This window comes from Herbaspirillum sp. GW821-FHT09A12, from assembly GCF_059418325.1.
In genome coordinates, this window is sequence record NZ_JBWKPR010000014.1 from 103,434 (window position 1) to 118,197 (window position 14,764).

Below are 14,764 nucleotides of genomic sequence, written 5' to 3' on the forward strand. Positions count from 1 at the left end.
GACAAGAACATGCCCCGCAACACATCAATCCGCCCGGACACCGCCGGCGTCGCGACGCCGGCGAACATCACTGGCTATAACGGTGACATGGCGCGCAGCGCTGACGCTGCCATCACCGCATTCAACCACTTCCTGGCGGCCGAGCCGGCGTGGCGGCTGGCCGGCTATGCCACCACTAGCCAGCTCCTGCCGCAGCTGCTGGGCGGCATGCGCCACTTTGCCGACCGCAACCAACTCAGTTGGGGGCACGAGCTTTTCGAGGCAATGGAGAATTACCGGATCGAGGCCTACGACACGCTGGATACGTCGCCCAAGAATCCCTTCGCCAGCAACGGCACCGCCATGCTCGCTGATGACCCAGACCAGCTCAACGGCATCCGGGCTGCCGCAGCTGCTGTCGCGGTCACCGCAAGCGCCGCTACCGACACCGGTGACGCAGACCTCGCGTTCCGCGATCTCCTCTGCAACGCGCGCCATTGGTGCGATCGCCACAGTGTCGTCTGGGAACATGCTCTGGCACAAGCAATGGAGGCGTATGGCATCCAGGTGGGGCTACCAGGCATGCCCGCCCAGCCTGCCGCGTATCTCCTCGCCCGCGGCTTCACCGAGATCGACACCGGCGGCGGCAACACCGCCTGGTCCCGCACCGTCCCTCATGGTGACAGCGCCTGGGAAATCATGGTCACCGCCGCAGACGAGCTCACCAGCGACATCCAGGTCGGCGACGCGATCGACGTGGGCCTCTACGAGCTGGAGAACTTCGGTACCGACGACGAAGAGCGCGCGTCCCACACCACGTTCTATGACGCCGTCAGCTATGACGACCTCCCGGCCAAGCTGGGCGACTGCCTTGCCGAGATCTCTCACATGCCCACCGAAGCTCGCCGGCTGGGGATGTGACACCTGCTGCCCACTCCGTCAAACTGAAAGGAATTGTCATGCCACAGCCTCATGCTCTTCTCGATCACACCATTGCAGTCCTGCAGCTGAAGAACGATGCGCGGTTGGCCAAGCTGCTCGGCCTCGGCGCGCCAGCGATCAGCAAAATGCGCGCCGGCATCGCCATCAAAGCCCTGCGTTTCCTGGCCGGCGACTTCCGGCAGCACACCGCGCGCCCGGACACGCCGCTGGCGTCGCCAGAGGAGATCCAGCAGGTCCTGGCCGCCGTGGGCGTCGCAGAGACACCTCCGCCCGAAGTCATCGAGCTCCCCGAAGGGCTGACAACCAGCTTTGAAGTCGATGGACAGGTGGGCGTGCCTGGTCAGAAGACCTGGTTGCTTCGCGACCTGCAGTCGGGCCGTCGCTATCGCGTGACACCGAAGACCGCTGCGCGCTGGAAGATGCGTACCCGCCGTGACGGCCTCACCCACAGCATCATTCTCGCCATGGGGCCCAGCGGATCCATCGCGATGCATCTGGGTAGTGGCGAGGTCTACCGTACTGGTGCGCCGCCGGCGCGGCTCCGTTGACGGCAAAAGCTGCCAGGCATCGCTTGCCTGGCAGCAAATTCTCACAAAAGCAGAGCTATAATCGACCTCTCGCCTAACTATCGTTATCTTAAAAATATGATTTTTCGTAAGAAATCTCTCACTGCCGCCATCGAGCGTGATGTTCACGACTACGTCCGCTCGCTCCACCCGGTCCAATACGTCGGCTTCCGCCTGGCCTCGTTCCTGTCTCGGGTCTTCATGGTCTGTGCCTTCGGCCTGATTCTGGCCATGGGCGTGATCAGCGCATTCCTCTCGCGCGAGATACCTGCGGACAGCGCCGAAATGCAGCAGCTGACCCAGCAGATGTCGCAGTACATCTTCGGCACGATAGTGGCCCTGGTCTTCTTCGAGATCCTGGGGCAGGGCTTCTACAGCCAGCTGATGGCCGCGGTCTCCAAGATCAAGCTCACCCTGAAGACCGACTGAGCTTCGACAATGAGCCAGCTGTTTGCGCCCTTCTTCGCCCACCCCGGACTCTTCCTCGCGTCGATCGCTTGGTTTGGCCTGGTCGCCGGCAGCTTTCTCAACGTTGTGATCCACCGCGTGCCCGTCATGCTGGAGCGGGAGTTGGAAGTGACGCCAGATGATGCTCGACCAGCATTCAACCTCTGGATCCCACGCTCACGCTGCCCGCACTGCGGCCACCAGATCCGCGCGATCGAAAACATCCCGGTCATCAGCTACCTGGTGTTGCGCGGCCGGTGCAGCAGCTGCAGCGCCAAGATCTCGGTCCGCTATCCTCTGATCGAGACTGGCACCGCGCTCCTCTCCGTCGTCATTGCCTATCAACTAGGACCCACGCCGCAGACAGCGGGCATGCTGCTGGTCGCCTGGTGGCTGATCGCCCTGGCCGGCATCGATCACGACACCCAGATGTTGCCAGACATGCTCACTTTGCCGTTGCTGTGGCTAGGCCTAGCATTCAACTTGGGCGATGTCTTCGTGCCCTTGAAAAGCGCAGTCGTCGGCGCGATCGCTGGCTACGGCGCGCTCTGGACCTTGTTCTGGGCCATGAAGCTGGCCACGGGCCGCGAAACCCTCGGATATGGCGACTTCAAGCTCGTTGCCGCACTCGGTGCATGGTTCGGCTGGCAGATCTTGCCGGGGATCCTCTTGCTGGCCGCGCTGCTGGCGCTGGCCGGCCAGCTTCCCAAACTGCTGCGCGGCCACTGTACCGCCGATGTTTTCCCGTTTGGTCCCTCGATCGCCGGCGCTGCCGTCCTAGCTGTTTTGGGTGGTAACGCGCTGGCCAGCGTGCCGTTCTGGCGGATGGTCACGTTCCATTGACGGGACAGAACGCCCCATCCTCGTTCACCTCACTGTCTTGTTACCGTGGAGTCGAAAGAGGTGAGCAGAGAGGCTGCTCAGAATCGCCGGCACCTCCGGCATCACAGGGAGAAAGATGGCTGGCCCGGATTCATACCACGATCCATTGCGTGAACTAAGCGCCTGTAGGCCTTCGCGTCAGCTTCGAATTGGCTAAGCAGCCCAAGGACGTGGCCACATGCGTAGACGATCAAGACCACCTCACCTTGCTGCTTCATTTTCTCTTCTATACCAGGGCCGCTTTCGTGCTTAGTCAGCTCAAGAAGGCGATCCAATTTCCCGCGCACGCGCGGTGAGTCGATATTGTGCGCAAGGACATTACGCAGCTCGTTGATCGCTACGATCATGTCCCACTCGCCCAGGTTATTCTTCCGGAGACAGAGAGATCTCGCCAGCGACACCTTCTTATCGAAGGAGAGCTTCGCGTCGAGGAAATGCTCCGGGTGAAACAGGTGCAGCGCGATCGTCCTGGTTAACACCTCCTCAATGAGCAAGTGGCCTTTAATCGTGATCAGCGTAATGTCGTCCACCTTACTCATCACTTCCTGGAAGCGCGTGATGCTCTGGTCCAGCTCAAGACTATTTTCTGCTGCCATGTCAGGCAGATCCCCCATATTTTTTCACCTTTAGTCTGCGGGAACTGCCGTCCCTCAACGGCAGCTCCACAGCATCTACTATGGACGCAACGATTGCGACTGATCGTCGTCAGCTGCTTCGGGCGCAGGGATGTTGCTGTACTCGCGCGCAACCTTCAGCACGTCGGCCAAGTTGAGCCGCACGGTGCTGATGGCACCGACATATCCCTGCAGTGCCTCCTCGGCACGTTCACGGATCTCGTCTTCGGTCACGCGCAGATTCCAGATCAAGCTCTGAATATCGCCCATGTCCGGCCCTGACAGACGCGCGATCTTGCTCACGATCAGGTCGACGGGGCTGAGCACATACATCTCGATGTTTGCGGTGTCGACCGGCACGGCAACAGCGTCCTCCAGGTAGTCCTCGTGCATCAGCGCGAACGTGCTGTTGTAGGCGGAGTCCAAGTAAAGCATGTTGCCCTGCTCGGTTTCCACGATCAGATCTTCGGGGACGATGAAGCGCTTCGAAAATTCGGCATCCACATCGGTAGTGACACGGGCCCCCGTATAGAGATGCGTTGCCATACCGCCGGCGATGTACATACGCAGCGGCTCTTTCAATTGCAGGCTCTTGTCGAGTCGCTTCACGAGCTCGATCAAGCCTTCGGCCAGGTCTGTCTGTGTGTTGAATTTGATTGGCGCTACCATGTGCGGACTTTGGTTAGTTGACGATCCAATAGGTTGCGGAAGCGCGGTAGATCCTTCACAAGGCCGGCCCGCACCACCTCGGGATATGATTTCTTAAACGCACCAGGATGCTCTTGGAAGAACTTTCGAGAAGCATGGTCAAGACGCAAGGCTTCTTTCGGATGGCGCGTCTTCACCAGCTGAGCGACAAGGCGAAAAACGTCGGCCTCGTCGGCGCTTGTGGGCGAGACCGACTGCTGCGATGCAGTGACGCAGCGCTGCAGTAGCACGTTCTCTTTTTCACGGGTCCACATAGCGAGATCTCCTGCTTTTCAAAAACTTGCACCGGTCCAACACCCTGCTGTTTCCATTCTGGAACAGCCGACGCCGCAGAGCAACAAAAACTAGCATTTCGCCGTACCGACAGCTTACCACTTCATTCTAGCGTTTAATTAAACGTCGTCAACGGACTGTGGCACCTATCCCACGAAGAGTTGATCGCAATCCGCGCATTTGATGTGCAGCCCGGGCTTACCCCAAACATTCGCAAAGCAACCAGCACAGGAATATTTCACCCGATTGCTCTTCCCCCCCTCTCTTATTTCAAAAATCGACCCGGCGGCAGCCGTTCCATCCAATGCAGCGCTCTCCGCCCCCAGAGTCGACAGATCTCCATCGTCCTCACTGTCGCCGCGATCCTCCTCATTGTTTGGCGGGCTTAGCACTGCCGCTGAATATCCCTGCAGGCTCAGCGCCGGCAGCGCCGCGATACCCGAGGGCGCGATCGGGAAGCGATCGAGCCACGATACCGCGAAGCCCGACTCGAAAAGCTCTTTCGTGGCCAGCTCGAAGCGACCACCAGGCTCTGGGTAGTCGTCCATCTTCTGACCGACCTTGCGGCCACCAGGCCGGCCGGTATCCGACGGGATGAGGCCGATGCTGCACATTTTGTCCGCCCATTCTTGGTTGTGATACCCGGTCCGACTGGGCGTACCGAAGTGAAACTGCCAACCATGAGCCGATTCGTGGACCAAGGTCTGCATGATGACGATCATCGGGAACGTCGCGAAATACTCAGGGTTGAGAGCGATCTCGTCCGCCCGAGTGCCATCCCGACGCACGAAGCGATCACGCGAAAAGTAGCCCATGGTGCGCTTTTCGCGCTGAAGAGTGATCATGCACGGCCGCAACTGGCCGCCGAACAGCCTTTCGTTATAGAAGTCGTATGCCTGCTGTAGCTCGGCATAAGCTTCCTCTGTTGGCCTTTTCGTACTCGTCATACAATTGACTTTTTATTAATGTTTTGCACATTACAGAAAACGAGAGCAAAAAAAGGCGGGCGTATGCCCGCCGGCGATTAACCGTGCGCTGGATTGTGCAGCCGTTCCGCCTCTGCCAGGGCAATCCAATCCCGGGTGAACTGCATGGACTTCTCCAGCTCTTTGAGCGAGTCGTCGGCCTTTTGAATTGCCACATCGAGCCACGCCTGCGAACTGGCCGACTTCAACATCATCAGGGTTTTCAGATGAGCGGCCGTTTTAGCCTTCATCGCATCCTGATCGCCCAGCCACACCTTCAGCGCCTCCGCACTCGCCTCGTTCTGTGTCATACCAACTCCTTGCTGAATGTTTAGAAATGTTTGCGGACGATACCACCAGCTGGCGGCCTGCTCAGCGCGCGTAGTTCTCGAACCGGCTGTGCGCGCCGACGAAGGTCAAACGCACCACGCCAGCCGGGCCGTTACGCTGTTTACCAATGATGATCTCCGCCGTGCCCTTGTCGGGCGAATCCGGATTGTAGACCTCATCCCGGTAGATGAAGAAGATCATATCCGCATCCTGCTCGATCGAGCCAGACTCCCGCAGATCGGCCATGAGCGGGCGTTTGTTCTGCCTGCTTTCCACCGAGCGATTCAGCTGAGAAAGCGCGATGACAGGACAACCGAGTTCCTTGCCCAGAAGCTTGAGTGCGCGCGTGATCTCGCTGATCTCGCCGGCGCGGTTCTCCTGATTGTTCTGCCCTTCACGCGAGCCGCTCATCAGCTGCAGATAGTCCACGATGATCAGGCCCAGCCCACCGAGCTTGCGCGACTCACGCCGCGCGCGGGCGCGAAGCTCCACCGGCGTAAGCAGCGCCGTTTCGTCGATGAAGATGCTCGCATCGTTCAACTTGCCAATCGCATGCGTCAGCCGCGGCCAATCGTTGTCATCAAGCCGGCCCGTCCGGAGCCGCTGCTGGTCGATTCGGCCGACGGAACCGAGAATGCGCTTTGCCAGCTGCGCACCACCCATCTCCATCGAATAGACGAGAACCGGCTTGCCAGTCTCCAGAGCTGCGTTCTCCCCGATGTTGATAGCCAACGTCGTCTTACCCATCGCCGGCCGCCCCGCGATGATGACGAGATCGCCCGGCTGAAGGCCTGTCGTCATTCGATCAAGATCCACAAAGCCAGTCGTGAGCCCCGTCAGACCATCCTGAACGTCGCGGTTGTACAGTTCGTCGATCTCTTCAACCACCTGCGTCAACAGGGGCTGCAGCGGCAACGCGCCTTCCATCTTTCGCGACCGAGACTCAGCGATCGCCAAGATCTTGGCCTCTGCAGCGTCAAGAATTTCACGCTCGTCGCGTCCAGCGGGGCGATGTGCCTCGTCAGAGATCTCGTTTGCAACGACGATCAGACGCCGCAGCAGGCCACGGTTGCGCACGATCTCGGCGTAGCGGTGAATATTGCCCGCAGATGGCGTGTTCTGAGCCATCGCGTTCAGGTATGTTAGACCACCCACCGCTTCGTCCTTGCCCAGCACCTTCAGCTGATCGTGCACCGTGATCACGTCGGCCGGCATCGCTTTCTCAACGAGAGAGACGATCACCTCAAAAATAATGCGATGATCGTACCGATAGAAGTCTGCACTGCTGATTACGTCAGCGATCCTATCCCATGCATTGTTGTCGATCAGCAGGCCGCCAAGCACAGACTGCTCGGCCTCGATCGAATGCGGAGGGACCCGCAGAGAGTCCAGCTCGGAATCAGGTGGTATATTCATACTACATCAGCCCTTCGCCGCGATAACGATCGCCATCGCAATAGCAATCGCCTTCTCGATGACTTCGGCCTGGCCGCTAACACTCATGGATTCCTTGAGCGCATGCAGATTGTCGCGAGTCGTTGTACTCACAGGCACATTGATGTAGCCACCTGGATCAGACAGAAATCCAGGCACATTTTGCCCACGCTTTCTATAATACTGTGTCACCGTAGGCGGCACTGTGACACGCGCTTTGTCAGCCTTTGCGTAACGCGGCATTACAACTCCTAAGTTAATTTTCGATGTGAAGTAAAGCCGAGTATAGCGTTTAATTAAACGCTGTCAACATAAACAAATCGTCGTCAGCAAAAAGCCGGCGCATGGCCGGCCCCAAGTTCTTCTGTCATCTGCATCATTTTTCCTTGACCTATTTGGTGTTGTCTACGACGAGGCGAAGACGTGGTCCACGTTCACTTTCTAGTTTTGGTAACAAGCGCCCCACAAGCCGATTGTCTGCATCTAGTATCACCTTCCCATGCATTGCTACGCGATCAAGCGCTTCTCGCAATTCCAAGTCGTCCACGCCGATAGTGGGCATGTACCAAAAGGCCGACAACTTGTGGTGAGCGAGCACATTCTCGGCCTTTTCAAGTTCCTTCCTACCAATCGGTCTACCTACCAGTGTTTTTATCAAGCCAGCAATCTGCATGAGGCAGAAAATCGTCAATGCTCCGGCAAAAAACCAAGCTTGCTCATGGGCTTCAAAATTACCCATCATTTCTTAGAGCCCCTATCCATGTAGTTCTCCCGTATGTTTACAGCCGGACGATACGGCGTATGTGGGCAAAAGTGCTGGCGATGCGCTCGTCCGACACGAACCCGATGATCGGCAACATTCGCCCGCGGACTCGTATTTCCATCACCGTGACCCACTGTTGATAGCGCGGCGGCACGGTCGCCGCGCGCCCCGTCTCAATGGCTGAAAGACATCGGTGAATGATGTTGGCCTTAACGTCTTTAGGGCAATCGGTGGAGAACTTGAACTTTATCGAGCCTTGAGTAGCGCGAAACATGGCAATTTTCCTTTACCCGCGTGCGCGATTTATCGCGGCAGCGGCCAGATCCTCAATGTTCGCCTGTGCGTCCTCGCTCAAGGCAACTAACCTGCCTTCCACTTCATGGACGTGTACGGTTTCACCGCTACCAGCCACCACCATTTCAGCCTTGCCTTGCAGCTCCAACTGAACCTGCAAGCGCATACGGCCGCTCACCACCTCGAAACTGCCATCATCCTTGCGTCGTGCGGCAATCATCTATTTTCCGTTCTATTTCTTAGTGTGCCGATTAACTGCCTCGAAAACTCGCAGTTCGGTACTACGTTTCCGCCAGTCGAGACGTGTCGGAATGACGACTAATTGCTCTTCTTCATCGTCTTTCAATACGACAGGCCGGTCACCACGGAGCACAACTCCGCCCTTGAGTTCGCGACGTGGCTTAAACCAATTAAAGAGTCTCTTAAACATTGATTTTTCCTAACTTCAATTCCTAGCGACGCGACTCATTCTTCTCTGGAGCGATTGGACTCGGCTCAACGACGATGTCGATCTCGCGCCATTCACCATTCTCACTGTCGACAACGTCTTGATACCATTGCTGTAGCACAGTCGGCTTGCTGTTTTGAAGAATCCTTTTCGCCTCGAACATGCTCACTCCATGCTCATCGCGATACGTCTGAACTGCCGCTGCAGTCACTGCATTGCTCCTCGCGAGCCAACGCAGACGGAAGGTCGGCTGCAACGATACGGACTTGCTCATCGGTCGATTTCCTATCCATTTTCGGAGACGACATGTTTCGCGTTGCTGTGTGCCGGCCACCACAGAAAAAATGTTAAAAAGACGCCCAACACAGAACACACTATCAACAAAAGAATGAGTTCATTGTGTGCATCTTTCTCCGCATTTGAGTACATCCAAGCTGCATCGATAGCGACCTTTGATACCTCTGGACGCACCGATGCAGTGATTAAGGCATTCGATGAGACCATACTTGATAACTGAGCGTCTTCCCATCGATTGAACAGATACAAAGCCAAGAACGGTGTTAAACACATTAAAGTCAACAAACACTTTAGGCTTCGCGGCAAACGGAAAAGAGTTTCGAATTTCATGGACAACCTTTCGTTGAACGGGCTTCCAGTCAGCCCCGTGAGTTTAATTTCCGGATTCGGGCCGGTACCGGGCGTGCGCGCCATTTCCCTCCCTATTAGATATCTGCTCGCCAATGCTTCACAGTTTTTCCTTGATGGGTTAGTGGTGGTCTTTGTCGCGCCTTTTCACAATATTACCTGGAGCGCCAGTGTCATACTGGAGCAACGATATGTGCGAGAGTATTTCGTACCAAAACCACGCCCAACGTCTCCGCTTAATGTCAGCGATACCGCCATCGGGGGCATCAGCCCAAAATTGCCAGAAGCGGCGCTCTGAAATGCCGATGTGGAGCTTTTGCAGTCCAAGCCCAATTGCCTGCACAACCAACCAGAGACCAGCCAGACTACCAATTGTCGTTCTCTCACCATTTAGCAGATCCATTCCAACCATACCCCACGCAGCACAAAATACAACTGCATACATCCACGGGAACTTATTCATGGCGTTTTCCGATCTAATTTAGAGGAATGATGTGTACCACACGCCCAGGGTATTTTTGAGACATGATCCGCTGTGCATCAACACGGTTCTTCGCTTCTACCATATCTGTTTTCATCACATCATTTGATCGAAGCTCCCTGCCATCGCTCGACACGCGCTTGCCATCCATGTAGTCCCGATAGTCGGCTCCCTTGCCTTCAAGCACGACATGGACATTGAATGTTTTCTTTGTCATTCCCGGTTTTTCCGTTCTATTCCACTTTGGGCATCAGGACCGAAATGCCAACGGACTCGCCGCGTTTAGCACGAGCCACGATATCGTCAAGCATCAAGTCGTCCACTTCATCAACCAGCGCCGGCGGCACACCCAATGCTTCCAGCGAGTCAGCAGGCCCAGCAACCACTTCGAACCCTTTGCCGTCCCCTTCGGTCGTCTTGCAGACGACGAACTTACCGTCATCATCGAGCAGCGTCTGAAACTGACCATCCATGCTCACAAAGTAACCTGGTGCATCTGCACGATGCTCCCATTGAACGCCTGACATATCCCATTCTCCTTTCTTGGCCTGCACCAGCTGACCTCTCTCATGACCACTGGCCCGTCAATGCGGGCCGTAGGCAGTTCTGTCATTCACCTGGCGTCGGTGCCGATTTTTCCGATCTATTTGAGGTGGATCACGCCATTATCGACATAGGCGCTACGAACAACGTTCGCGCTCACCAGCTCGCGACAAACACGTTCTACCTCTTCCGTCCAGCCAGGAATGACGCCTTCAATCCCACACAGGCGCTGCAAATCGTGGGTGGTGATGGTTGATGGAAGCTGCCTGCTACCGGCATATTGATAAAGCTTGTTCGCAGTTGGGGTCATTCCTGCAGCGATTTTCAAGTCCACTTTCATTATGATTTTTCCGAGATATTAGGCGGGTTGATAGTGGCATTCCGTTGAAAGGACCGTGCGGCCATCGTCTAGGTGGAAGATAGCCTTGAACGGTTCTTCCAGATCGTCTCTCAACACCACCCCTTCAAATTGGCGCGAGTCATCGTGACGAAACCAGACCTTGACGCGTTTCCCCACCAGGTCACTTTGTCTAGGAAACGTGCTTGCCGTGATATTTGCGTGAATTCCCATCTTCGTACCTTCCTGGCCAGCACCATACCGGCCTTCTTACTGCCACTGGCCCGTCGAGGCGGGCCGTGGGTGGATCTGTGGCGCACCTGGTCGTCGGCAGTGCTGGCGTTTTACCTTATCCCGCGATCAAGGTCGCTTTCACATGGTCACTTGCGGCCTCGAAGCCGTCCTGAAGAACTCCAAACTATACGGCCGGTAAGTCCAACTACCTTTGGTCGGAGCCTAGCAAGAACATCTGATGAAGCTACGCCCAGATCCACCGAGTCGGGTACGACAATTTGGCACGATTCGACAACCGGAGCTGAACCGGCGCTAACTACCTTCTCTCCGCAATGTGGGCAAAAGTTCATCGTGCGATTTTTCCTTCCTATTTCACGAAAAACCGATCATAGATGTATAGGATGGCAGGAATTAGCACGACGTATGCGATGACTTGCGCTACCGTAAAAGACTTACCCAAGTAAAGCTGGTACAAGCCGAGGGGAACCCAGGCGAACACGCAGCGAAGTAAAAAGAGCCATCCAATAATGCTCTTTGCCTCATCTTCCAATTTCTTCAATTCGTCGTCTGTCATTTTTTCTTTTCCGGCCAGGGCCGGTTTTTCCTATTCACACAGAGTCAATTCGTTTTCAGCAGCCCGAATCCATCCGGACTTGTGCCCGTCCTGACTCAGCCAATACGGCCTTTCGGTAACGATGTGATCGCCAGGCATGACCATCTCCTCGATGTACCATTCTCCTGAGAGTCCAACAACCCTCACCTTGGAGCCGATCCCGAACGCCTGCTGATCCATGCTTTTTCCTTGGTCAGTGAAGGGTTGCAGCTGGGCGTGCCGCCATTTTCTGTCCGACGCCGACGAGTGACGCATAGAATTCCTCTCTGCCGACAAAGTGATTCCGCATTGCTACCGCCAGGGCTTCCAACCGTACGCTTGGTGCATGACTCACCTTTTCGAAGGCATGCGCAAATTGAGGAATCATTCGCGCATCAAAGGCGACAAACGAGCCGTCTGGTAACTCCGCGCTGTAAATGTGCCCCAAACACTTCCAGCCAGCCTCGATTACCGATCCAAAGACAACGGTGCTACCGTCACCAAAAATTAGCGTCGTCAGGTTCCCCGGCTTGTAGGATTCGTGCAAGATGCTCATTGTTTTCCTGGTTCAGTTGAGGTACTTGGCCGCTTCGGCGGTCAGGGTGATTTGAGCATGCACATCACCGGGAACAAAGCCGCTAACAAGCCCTTTTTCTTGCAAGCTGGCGAGGGCATTTTCTGCCGTCTGCACGGACAAGTCATTGCGCTGGCAAATCTCGGCTACGGTCAATGTTTTCATGGAAGTTTTTCCTCGATACCTTTCAGAGAACTATGCTCTCAATCCATGCTGGTTTCGTTTCGCCAGGCAAGGCATCCAGTGGCTGCTCTCTCCGCCATGCGAAGCGGTGCACTCTCAAAATTTCTTGGGCAATCGACAGGCCATCTTGGGGGTTGATGTGGAGCCGTGCGCGCAATGGCTCAGAATGATCGTCTCCGATTGACGTCAAGTTCAGCACCACGCTGATGTCACGGTAACCTGGCGCGGTGCCGGTCGTTACCAATTCCGCAGATAGATCAGCTTCGTCTTCTGCATCGCTCTGCACCCGGATCTCGTCCAACTTTGCCAGACGCCGCCGTTCCGCCTCTGCATATGCTTCTTGTTCGGACTGCACATGCAGCTGATTGGCAGCGGCCGGGATCAGTCGCGCCCATTCCGGGCCAATGCGTTCGATTGCTCCGGCTAGCGTATAACCCATCTTCGCAAGCCAATCTGGCCGGTCGAGCACTAGCGCAGCTGCAACTGCTTCACCGACCGACAGCAGCGAAGGCGAATTAGCGAGAGACGCTTCGCGTGCCTTTCGAATGATTAGTTCAAGATCTGAATTACCAATCGTTACCATGCTTTTTCCTCTGTGTTAGGTGGCTTTGCCGCACCGAATAGATTTTGTAAGCCAGCCGTATTCGTTTGCACCGATACTCTTGGCCAATTCCAAATTGCAAATCTGGTCTTGATACGAAGCCGTCACATTTGCCGAGTCTCCGGACACAAGCGGTTCATCATTTACTCGGACGGGATTAACGCCATACGCTTTGCCTACATACTCTGCCGCCATGAATCTCGCGGCGAGCGACGATCCAGGGACGGCGTGTTCACCGCAAGCGGCCAAGACTGCAACAAGGGCGAGAATCAGCGGGAGTTGTTTCATTGTCTTTTTTTCCTCTCTGGCCGGCGCCAGCGGTTTCCTTTACTTCGTCAGTTTGATGAGAACGGCGCGAATCCGAGACTCTTCAGCGACTTTTCCAGCTCGGCCACAGTCACCCCGCCAACCAGGTGCGCGGTGCCTTGTGTAGTCACAAGTCGCTCTTGCGCATCAAGACAGAGGTAGTTATACGCAGTCTCAGTCTGGCGTACCGGCAGAAAGTCGGCCCGGATTATTTCTACTGCGGCTCCGGCCGGAATGTGTTTGATGTCGATTACATCCACGATTTTCCCTTCCTGTTCAGACCGGATCATTCGGCAGCCACATCAATGCGCCGTCTTGGTTGTTGCCGAGGGCTGATGTCCAGGTCTTGCCATCCTCGTCGATCGCAACACAACCAGGTCTCCAGCTTTCTGGATTGCGAAGTTCATTCACCCAGCCTTGCACCTCACCGTTGAATATGACAACGACGCCCCCTGCGAAGCCTTTCTGCTCTCGATAGCTGCGAGCAGCGGCAAAATCATCAACGGAAACTGTCTTCACTTTGACTCCTTTTCCTTGTTGACCAGCGCCTGGCGATCGCCGCCGGCGCCGGCGGTTTCCTTTTCAATCGGGACGTGGTGGAGTCGGCACTTCTTTCTCTGCCCACTCTGCGAATTCTGTTTTACCCATGCTGGCCAACATCACGTAACTTTCCGGCGGATTTTTTCCAACTTCATTTCGGAAAGAGACCGAATATTCGTCGATTGCAAAAATCGTTCTGTGGCTTCCGTTACCACGCCTGTAGTCGATTTTGCCGAAATATGTTTTACCGACGCTGATGTCTCTCAATTCCATCTTTCTTCTCTCTCTTCCTGGCACCTGGCGATCGCCGCCGGCGCCGGCATTTTCCTAGCGCTTCTTAAGACACATCCGACTTCAAGAGCTTCGTTTCTGATTTAGATGCTCTTACTACCATCCAGCCGCAAAAAACGGTCACCAGCCCAAACACAGAAACACAGTCGTATGCCTGTTTCGTCACGGACAGAATCGTCATCGATAGAAATAATATTCCAGCTACAAGACCCAAAATAATTGCGATACTGTTTTTCATTGTTTTTCCTTTACTTCAGATACCAGAATGCAGCGAATGCAATCAAGCCCAACACCGGGACGAATTTGAGTATCAAAGCGCTTTTATTCGGATCACGTGAATCTTCTGCTAGGCACGGCGCTTTTACTCGGACTCCACTGGCAACGCGCTTTGCATGATTCGCGTTTGCCTCATCAAGATTGTAAAAACGATCACAGAGCCACTTTCTGGAAACCTTCGAGTACGTCCACACAACGTATACAGGACGTGCGGCATTGGCAGTGGTATTCATTTTGTTGGCTTCCTTTGAGGATTGGTACCGCTCCCACCCCGGCTAGGCTCACTTACTGCTTCTATTGTTTGTAGTTGGGATTCAAGAGCCGTCTTTCTCCCAATTCGGCGCTTTCGTTGTCAGCCTGATCGGTTATTTCTCGGAGATCTGACTAGCTTTCAGTTTTTTGCACTTCCCCAAAGCCTTAATTAGGCAATACCCTACGAAAAGATATGCATATGGTACGAGTGCCACGGCCGAAATTAGTGCAAAGAAACCAGTTAATTGAACGAATTGCTTAGAT

29 protein-coding genes are annotated in these 14,764 nt (G+C 55.4%); 4 read left to right on the forward strand and 25 right to left on the reverse strand.

Annotated elements, in window-relative coordinates:
• Positions 1-9: 9 nt before the first annotated feature.
• The 4 genes from AC07N6_RS21630 to AC07N6_RS21645 all read left to right on the forward strand — a co-directional run bounded on the left by AC07N6_RS21630 (position 10) and on the right by AC07N6_RS21645 (position 2,777).
• The gene (locus AC07N6_RS21630) at positions 10-900 is read left to right on the forward strand and encodes a hypothetical protein (protein ID WP_494783700.1); all 891 of its coding nucleotides are present in this window, start codon (positions 10-12) and stop codon (positions 898-900) included.
• Between the two features lie 38 nt (positions 901-938).
• The gene (locus AC07N6_RS21635; protein ID WP_494783699.1) at positions 939-1,469 is read left to right on the forward strand and encodes a DUF5440 family protein; all 531 of its coding nucleotides are present in this window, start codon (positions 939-941) and stop codon (positions 1,467-1,469) included.
• A gap of 96 nt (positions 1,470-1,565) precedes the next feature.
• Positions 1,566-1,916, forward strand: coding sequence for a hypothetical protein (locus AC07N6_RS21640; RefSeq protein ID WP_494783698.1), 351 nt, complete (start codon positions 1,566-1,568; stop codon positions 1,914-1,916).
• A gap of 9 nt (positions 1,917-1,925) precedes the next feature.
• Positions 1,926-2,777: a prepilin peptidase gene (locus tag AC07N6_RS21645; RefSeq protein ID WP_494783697.1), complete on the forward strand. Its 852-nt coding sequence runs from the start codon at positions 1,926-1,928 to the stop codon at positions 2,775-2,777.
• Between the two features lie 101 nt (positions 2,778-2,878).
• On the opposite strand, the gene AC07N6_RS21650 is transcribed toward AC07N6_RS21645, so the two are convergent.
• The 25 genes from AC07N6_RS21650 to AC07N6_RS21770 all read right to left on the reverse strand — a co-directional run bounded on the left by AC07N6_RS21650 (position 2,879) and on the right by AC07N6_RS21770 (position 14,481).
• Positions 2,879-3,412: a hypothetical protein gene (locus AC07N6_RS21650; protein WP_494783696.1), complete on the reverse strand. Its 534-nt coding sequence runs from the start codon at positions 3,410-3,412 to the stop codon at positions 2,879-2,881.
• 78 nt (positions 3,413-3,490) lie between these two features.
• Positions 3,491-4,099 (reverse strand): DUF6036 family nucleotidyltransferase, encoded by a 609-nt coding sequence (locus AC07N6_RS21655; protein ID WP_494783695.1) that lies wholly within the window; start codon positions 4,097-4,099, stop codon positions 3,491-3,493.
• Complete coding sequence (locus AC07N6_RS21660) at positions 4,093-4,392, reverse strand: hypothetical protein (RefSeq protein WP_494783694.1); 300 nt, start codon at positions 4,390-4,392, stop codon at positions 4,093-4,095. Before AC07N6_RS21660 ends, AC07N6_RS21655 begins: the two co-directional genes overlap by 7 nt.
• Before the next feature lie 165 nt (positions 4,393-4,557).
• Positions 4,558-5,358 carry a SprT-like domain-containing protein gene (locus AC07N6_RS21665; RefSeq protein ID WP_494783693.1) on the reverse strand — a complete coding sequence of 267 codons (801 nt, stop codon included), beginning with the start codon at positions 5,356-5,358 and terminating at the stop codon, positions 4,558-4,560.
• A gap of 77 nt (positions 5,359-5,435) precedes the next feature.
• Complete coding sequence (locus tag AC07N6_RS21670; protein WP_494783692.1) at positions 5,436-5,687, reverse strand: hypothetical protein; 252 nt, start codon at positions 5,685-5,687, stop codon at positions 5,436-5,438.
• Positions 5,688-5,748: 61 nt separating this feature from the next.
• The gene (dnaB, locus tag AC07N6_RS21675) at positions 5,749-7,122 is read right to left on the reverse strand and encodes a replicative DNA helicase (RefSeq protein WP_494783691.1); all 1,374 of its coding nucleotides are present in this window, start codon (positions 7,120-7,122) and stop codon (positions 5,749-5,751) included.
• A 6-nt stretch (positions 7,123-7,128) separates the two neighbouring features.
• Positions 7,129-7,383, reverse strand: coding sequence for a hypothetical protein (locus AC07N6_RS21680; protein WP_494783690.1), 255 nt, complete (start codon positions 7,381-7,383; stop codon positions 7,129-7,131).
• Between the two features lie 148 nt (positions 7,384-7,531).
• Entirely contained in the window at positions 7,532-7,882 is a 351-nt protein-coding gene (locus AC07N6_RS21685) for a hypothetical protein (protein WP_494783689.1), read from the reverse strand.
• Positions 7,883-7,919: 37 nt separating this feature from the next.
• On the reverse strand, positions 7,920-8,177 hold the full coding sequence (locus tag AC07N6_RS21690) for a sulfite reductase, dissimilatory-type subunit alpha (protein WP_494783688.1): 258 nt from the start codon (positions 8,175-8,177) through the stop codon (positions 7,920-7,922).
• 12 nt (positions 8,178-8,189) lie between these two features.
• The gene (locus AC07N6_RS21695) at positions 8,190-8,417 is read right to left on the reverse strand and encodes a hypothetical protein (protein WP_494783687.1); all 228 of its coding nucleotides are present in this window, start codon (positions 8,415-8,417) and stop codon (positions 8,190-8,192) included.
• A 232-nt stretch (positions 8,418-8,649) separates the two neighbouring features.
• Complete coding sequence (locus AC07N6_RS21700; protein WP_494783686.1) at positions 8,650-8,919, reverse strand: hypothetical protein; 270 nt, start codon at positions 8,917-8,919, stop codon at positions 8,650-8,652.
• Positions 8,920-9,411: 492 nt separating this feature from the next.
• Complete coding sequence (locus AC07N6_RS21705; protein WP_494783685.1) at positions 9,412-9,753, reverse strand: hypothetical protein; 342 nt, start codon at positions 9,751-9,753, stop codon at positions 9,412-9,414.
• 13 nt (positions 9,754-9,766) lie between these two features.
• On the reverse strand, positions 9,767-9,988 hold the full coding sequence (locus AC07N6_RS21710; RefSeq protein WP_494783684.1) for a hypothetical protein: 222 nt from the start codon (positions 9,986-9,988) through the stop codon (positions 9,767-9,769).
• A 16-nt stretch (positions 9,989-10,004) separates the two neighbouring features.
• Positions 10,005-10,298, reverse strand: coding sequence for a hypothetical protein (locus AC07N6_RS21715; RefSeq protein WP_494783683.1), 294 nt, complete (start codon positions 10,296-10,298; stop codon positions 10,005-10,007).
• A 116-nt stretch (positions 10,299-10,414) separates the two neighbouring features.
• On the reverse strand, positions 10,415-10,654 hold the full coding sequence (trfA, locus tag AC07N6_RS21720; RefSeq protein WP_494786281.1) for a plasmid replication initiator TrfA: 240 nt from the start codon (positions 10,652-10,654) through the stop codon (positions 10,415-10,417).
• Between the two features lie 835 nt (positions 10,655-11,489).
• The gene (locus AC07N6_RS21725) at positions 11,490-11,678 is read right to left on the reverse strand and encodes a hypothetical protein (RefSeq protein WP_494783681.1); all 189 of its coding nucleotides are present in this window, start codon (positions 11,676-11,678) and stop codon (positions 11,490-11,492) included.
• A 13-nt stretch (positions 11,679-11,691) separates the two neighbouring features.
• Entirely contained in the window at positions 11,692-12,033 is a 342-nt protein-coding gene (locus tag AC07N6_RS21730) for a hypothetical protein (protein ID WP_494783680.1), read from the reverse strand.
• Positions 12,034-12,045: 12 nt separating this feature from the next.
• Positions 12,046-12,216: a MarR family transcriptional regulator gene (locus AC07N6_RS21735; protein ID WP_494783679.1), complete on the reverse strand. Its 171-nt coding sequence runs from the start codon at positions 12,214-12,216 to the stop codon at positions 12,046-12,048.
• 22 nt (positions 12,217-12,238) lie between these two features.
• Entirely contained in the window at positions 12,239-12,817 is a 579-nt protein-coding gene (locus AC07N6_RS21740) for a hypothetical protein (protein WP_494783678.1), read from the reverse strand.
• Positions 12,818-12,832: 15 nt separating this feature from the next.
• Entirely contained in the window at positions 12,833-13,123 is a 291-nt protein-coding gene (locus tag AC07N6_RS21745; protein WP_494783677.1) for a hypothetical protein, read from the reverse strand.
• A 47-nt stretch (positions 13,124-13,170) separates the two neighbouring features.
• Complete coding sequence (locus tag AC07N6_RS21750; protein WP_494783676.1) at positions 13,171-13,401, reverse strand: hypothetical protein; 231 nt, start codon at positions 13,399-13,401, stop codon at positions 13,171-13,173.
• A 16-nt stretch (positions 13,402-13,417) separates the two neighbouring features.
• On the reverse strand, positions 13,418-13,660 hold the full coding sequence (locus AC07N6_RS21755; RefSeq protein ID WP_494783675.1) for a hypothetical protein: 243 nt from the start codon (positions 13,658-13,660) through the stop codon (positions 13,418-13,420).
• Positions 13,661-13,723: 63 nt separating this feature from the next.
• Positions 13,724-13,954 carry a hypothetical protein gene (locus AC07N6_RS21760; RefSeq protein ID WP_494783674.1) on the reverse strand — a complete coding sequence of 77 codons (231 nt, stop codon included), beginning with the start codon at positions 13,952-13,954 and terminating at the stop codon, positions 13,724-13,726.
• Between the two features lie 64 nt (positions 13,955-14,018).
• Positions 14,019-14,210, reverse strand: a complete 192-nt coding sequence (locus AC07N6_RS21765) for a hypothetical protein (RefSeq protein ID WP_494783673.1) — start codon at positions 14,208-14,210, stop codon at positions 14,019-14,021.
• Between the two features lie 10 nt (positions 14,211-14,220).
• Complete coding sequence (locus AC07N6_RS21770; protein ID WP_494783672.1) at positions 14,221-14,481, reverse strand: hypothetical protein; 261 nt, start codon at positions 14,479-14,481, stop codon at positions 14,221-14,223.
• Between the last annotated feature and the right edge of the window lie 283 nt (positions 14,482-14,764).

Bases quoted from the DNA above. Each gene is read 5' to 3' on its own strand.
- AC07N6_RS21630 (WP_494783700.1), top strand. From the start codon at position 10: ATGCCCCGCAACACATCAATCCGCCCGGACACCGCCGGCGTCGCGACG.
- AC07N6_RS21635 (WP_494783699.1), top strand. From the start codon at position 939: ATGCCACAGCCTCATGCTCTTCTCGATCACACCATTGCAGTCCTGCAG.
- AC07N6_RS21640 (WP_494783698.1), top strand. From the start codon at position 1,566: ATGATTTTTCGTAAGAAATCTCTCACTGCCGCCATCGAGCGTGATGTT.
- AC07N6_RS21645 (WP_494783697.1), top strand. From the start codon at position 1,926: ATGAGCCAGCTGTTTGCGCCCTTCTTCGCCCACCCCGGACTCTTCCTC.
- AC07N6_RS21650 (WP_494783696.1), bottom strand. From the start codon at position 3,412: ATGGCAGCAGAAAATAGTCTTGAGCTGGACCAGAGCATCACGCGCTTC.
- AC07N6_RS21655 (WP_494783695.1), bottom strand. From the start codon at position 4,099: ATGGTAGCGCCAATCAAATTCAACACACAGACAGACCTGGCCGAAGGC.
- AC07N6_RS21660 (WP_494783694.1), bottom strand. From the start codon at position 4,392: ATGTGGACCCGTGAAAAAGAGAACGTGCTACTGCAGCGCTGCGTCACT.
- AC07N6_RS21665 (WP_494783693.1), bottom strand. From the start codon at position 5,358: ATGACGAGTACGAAAAGGCCAACAGAGGAAGCTTATGCCGAGCTACAG.
- AC07N6_RS21670 (WP_494783692.1), bottom strand. From the start codon at position 5,687: ATGACACAGAACGAGGCGAGTGCGGAGGCGCTGAAGGTGTGGCTGGGC.
- dnaB (WP_494783691.1), bottom strand. From the start codon at position 7,122: ATGAATATACCACCTGATTCCGAGCTGGACTCTCTGCGGGTCCCTCCG.
- AC07N6_RS21680 (WP_494783690.1), bottom strand. From the start codon at position 7,383: ATGCCGCGTTACGCAAAGGCTGACAAAGCGCGTGTCACAGTGCCGCCT.
- AC07N6_RS21685 (WP_494783689.1), bottom strand. From the start codon at position 7,882: ATGATGGGTAATTTTGAAGCCCATGAGCAAGCTTGGTTTTTTGCCGGA.
- AC07N6_RS21690 (WP_494783688.1), bottom strand. From the start codon at position 8,177: ATGTTTCGCGCTACTCAAGGCTCGATAAAGTTCAAGTTCTCCACCGAT.
- AC07N6_RS21695 (WP_494783687.1), bottom strand. From the start codon at position 8,417: ATGATTGCCGCACGACGCAAGGATGATGGCAGTTTCGAGGTGGTGAGC.
- AC07N6_RS21700 (WP_494783686.1), bottom strand. From the start codon at position 8,919: ATGAGCAAGTCCGTATCGTTGCAGCCGACCTTCCGTCTGCGTTGGCTC.
- AC07N6_RS21705 (WP_494783685.1), bottom strand. From the start codon at position 9,753: ATGAATAAGTTCCCGTGGATGTATGCAGTTGTATTTTGTGCTGCGTGG.
- AC07N6_RS21710 (WP_494783684.1), bottom strand. From the start codon at position 9,988: ATGACAAAGAAAACATTCAATGTCCATGTCGTGCTTGAAGGCAAGGGA.
- AC07N6_RS21715 (WP_494783683.1), bottom strand. From the start codon at position 10,298: ATGTCAGGCGTTCAATGGGAGCATCGTGCAGATGCACCAGGTTACTTT.
- trfA (WP_494786281.1), bottom strand. From the start codon at position 10,654: ATGAAAGTGGACTTGAAAATCGCTGCAGGAATGACCCCAACTGCGAAC.
- AC07N6_RS21725 (WP_494783681.1), bottom strand. From the start codon at position 11,678: ATGGATCAGCAGGCGTTCGGGATCGGCTCCAAGGTGAGGGTTGTTGGA.
- AC07N6_RS21730 (WP_494783680.1), bottom strand. From the start codon at position 12,033: ATGAGCATCTTGCACGAATCCTACAAGCCGGGGAACCTGACGACGCTA.
- AC07N6_RS21735 (WP_494783679.1), bottom strand. From the start codon at position 12,216: ATGAAAACATTGACCGTAGCCGAGATTTGCCAGCGCAATGACTTGTCC.
- AC07N6_RS21740 (WP_494783678.1), bottom strand. From the start codon at position 12,817: ATGGTAACGATTGGTAATTCAGATCTTGAACTAATCATTCGAAAGGCA.
- AC07N6_RS21745 (WP_494783677.1), bottom strand. From the start codon at position 13,123: ATGAAACAACTCCCGCTGATTCTCGCCCTTGTTGCAGTCTTGGCCGCT.
- AC07N6_RS21760 (WP_494783674.1), bottom strand. From the start codon at position 13,954: ATGGAATTGAGAGACATCAGCGTCGGTAAAACATATTTCGGCAAAATC.
- AC07N6_RS21765 (WP_494783673.1), bottom strand. From the start codon at position 14,210: ATGAAAAACAGTATCGCAATTATTTTGGGTCTTGTAGCTGGAATATTA.
- AC07N6_RS21770 (WP_494783672.1), bottom strand. From the start codon at position 14,481: ATGAATACCACTGCCAATGCCGCACGTCCTGTATACGTTGTGTGGACG.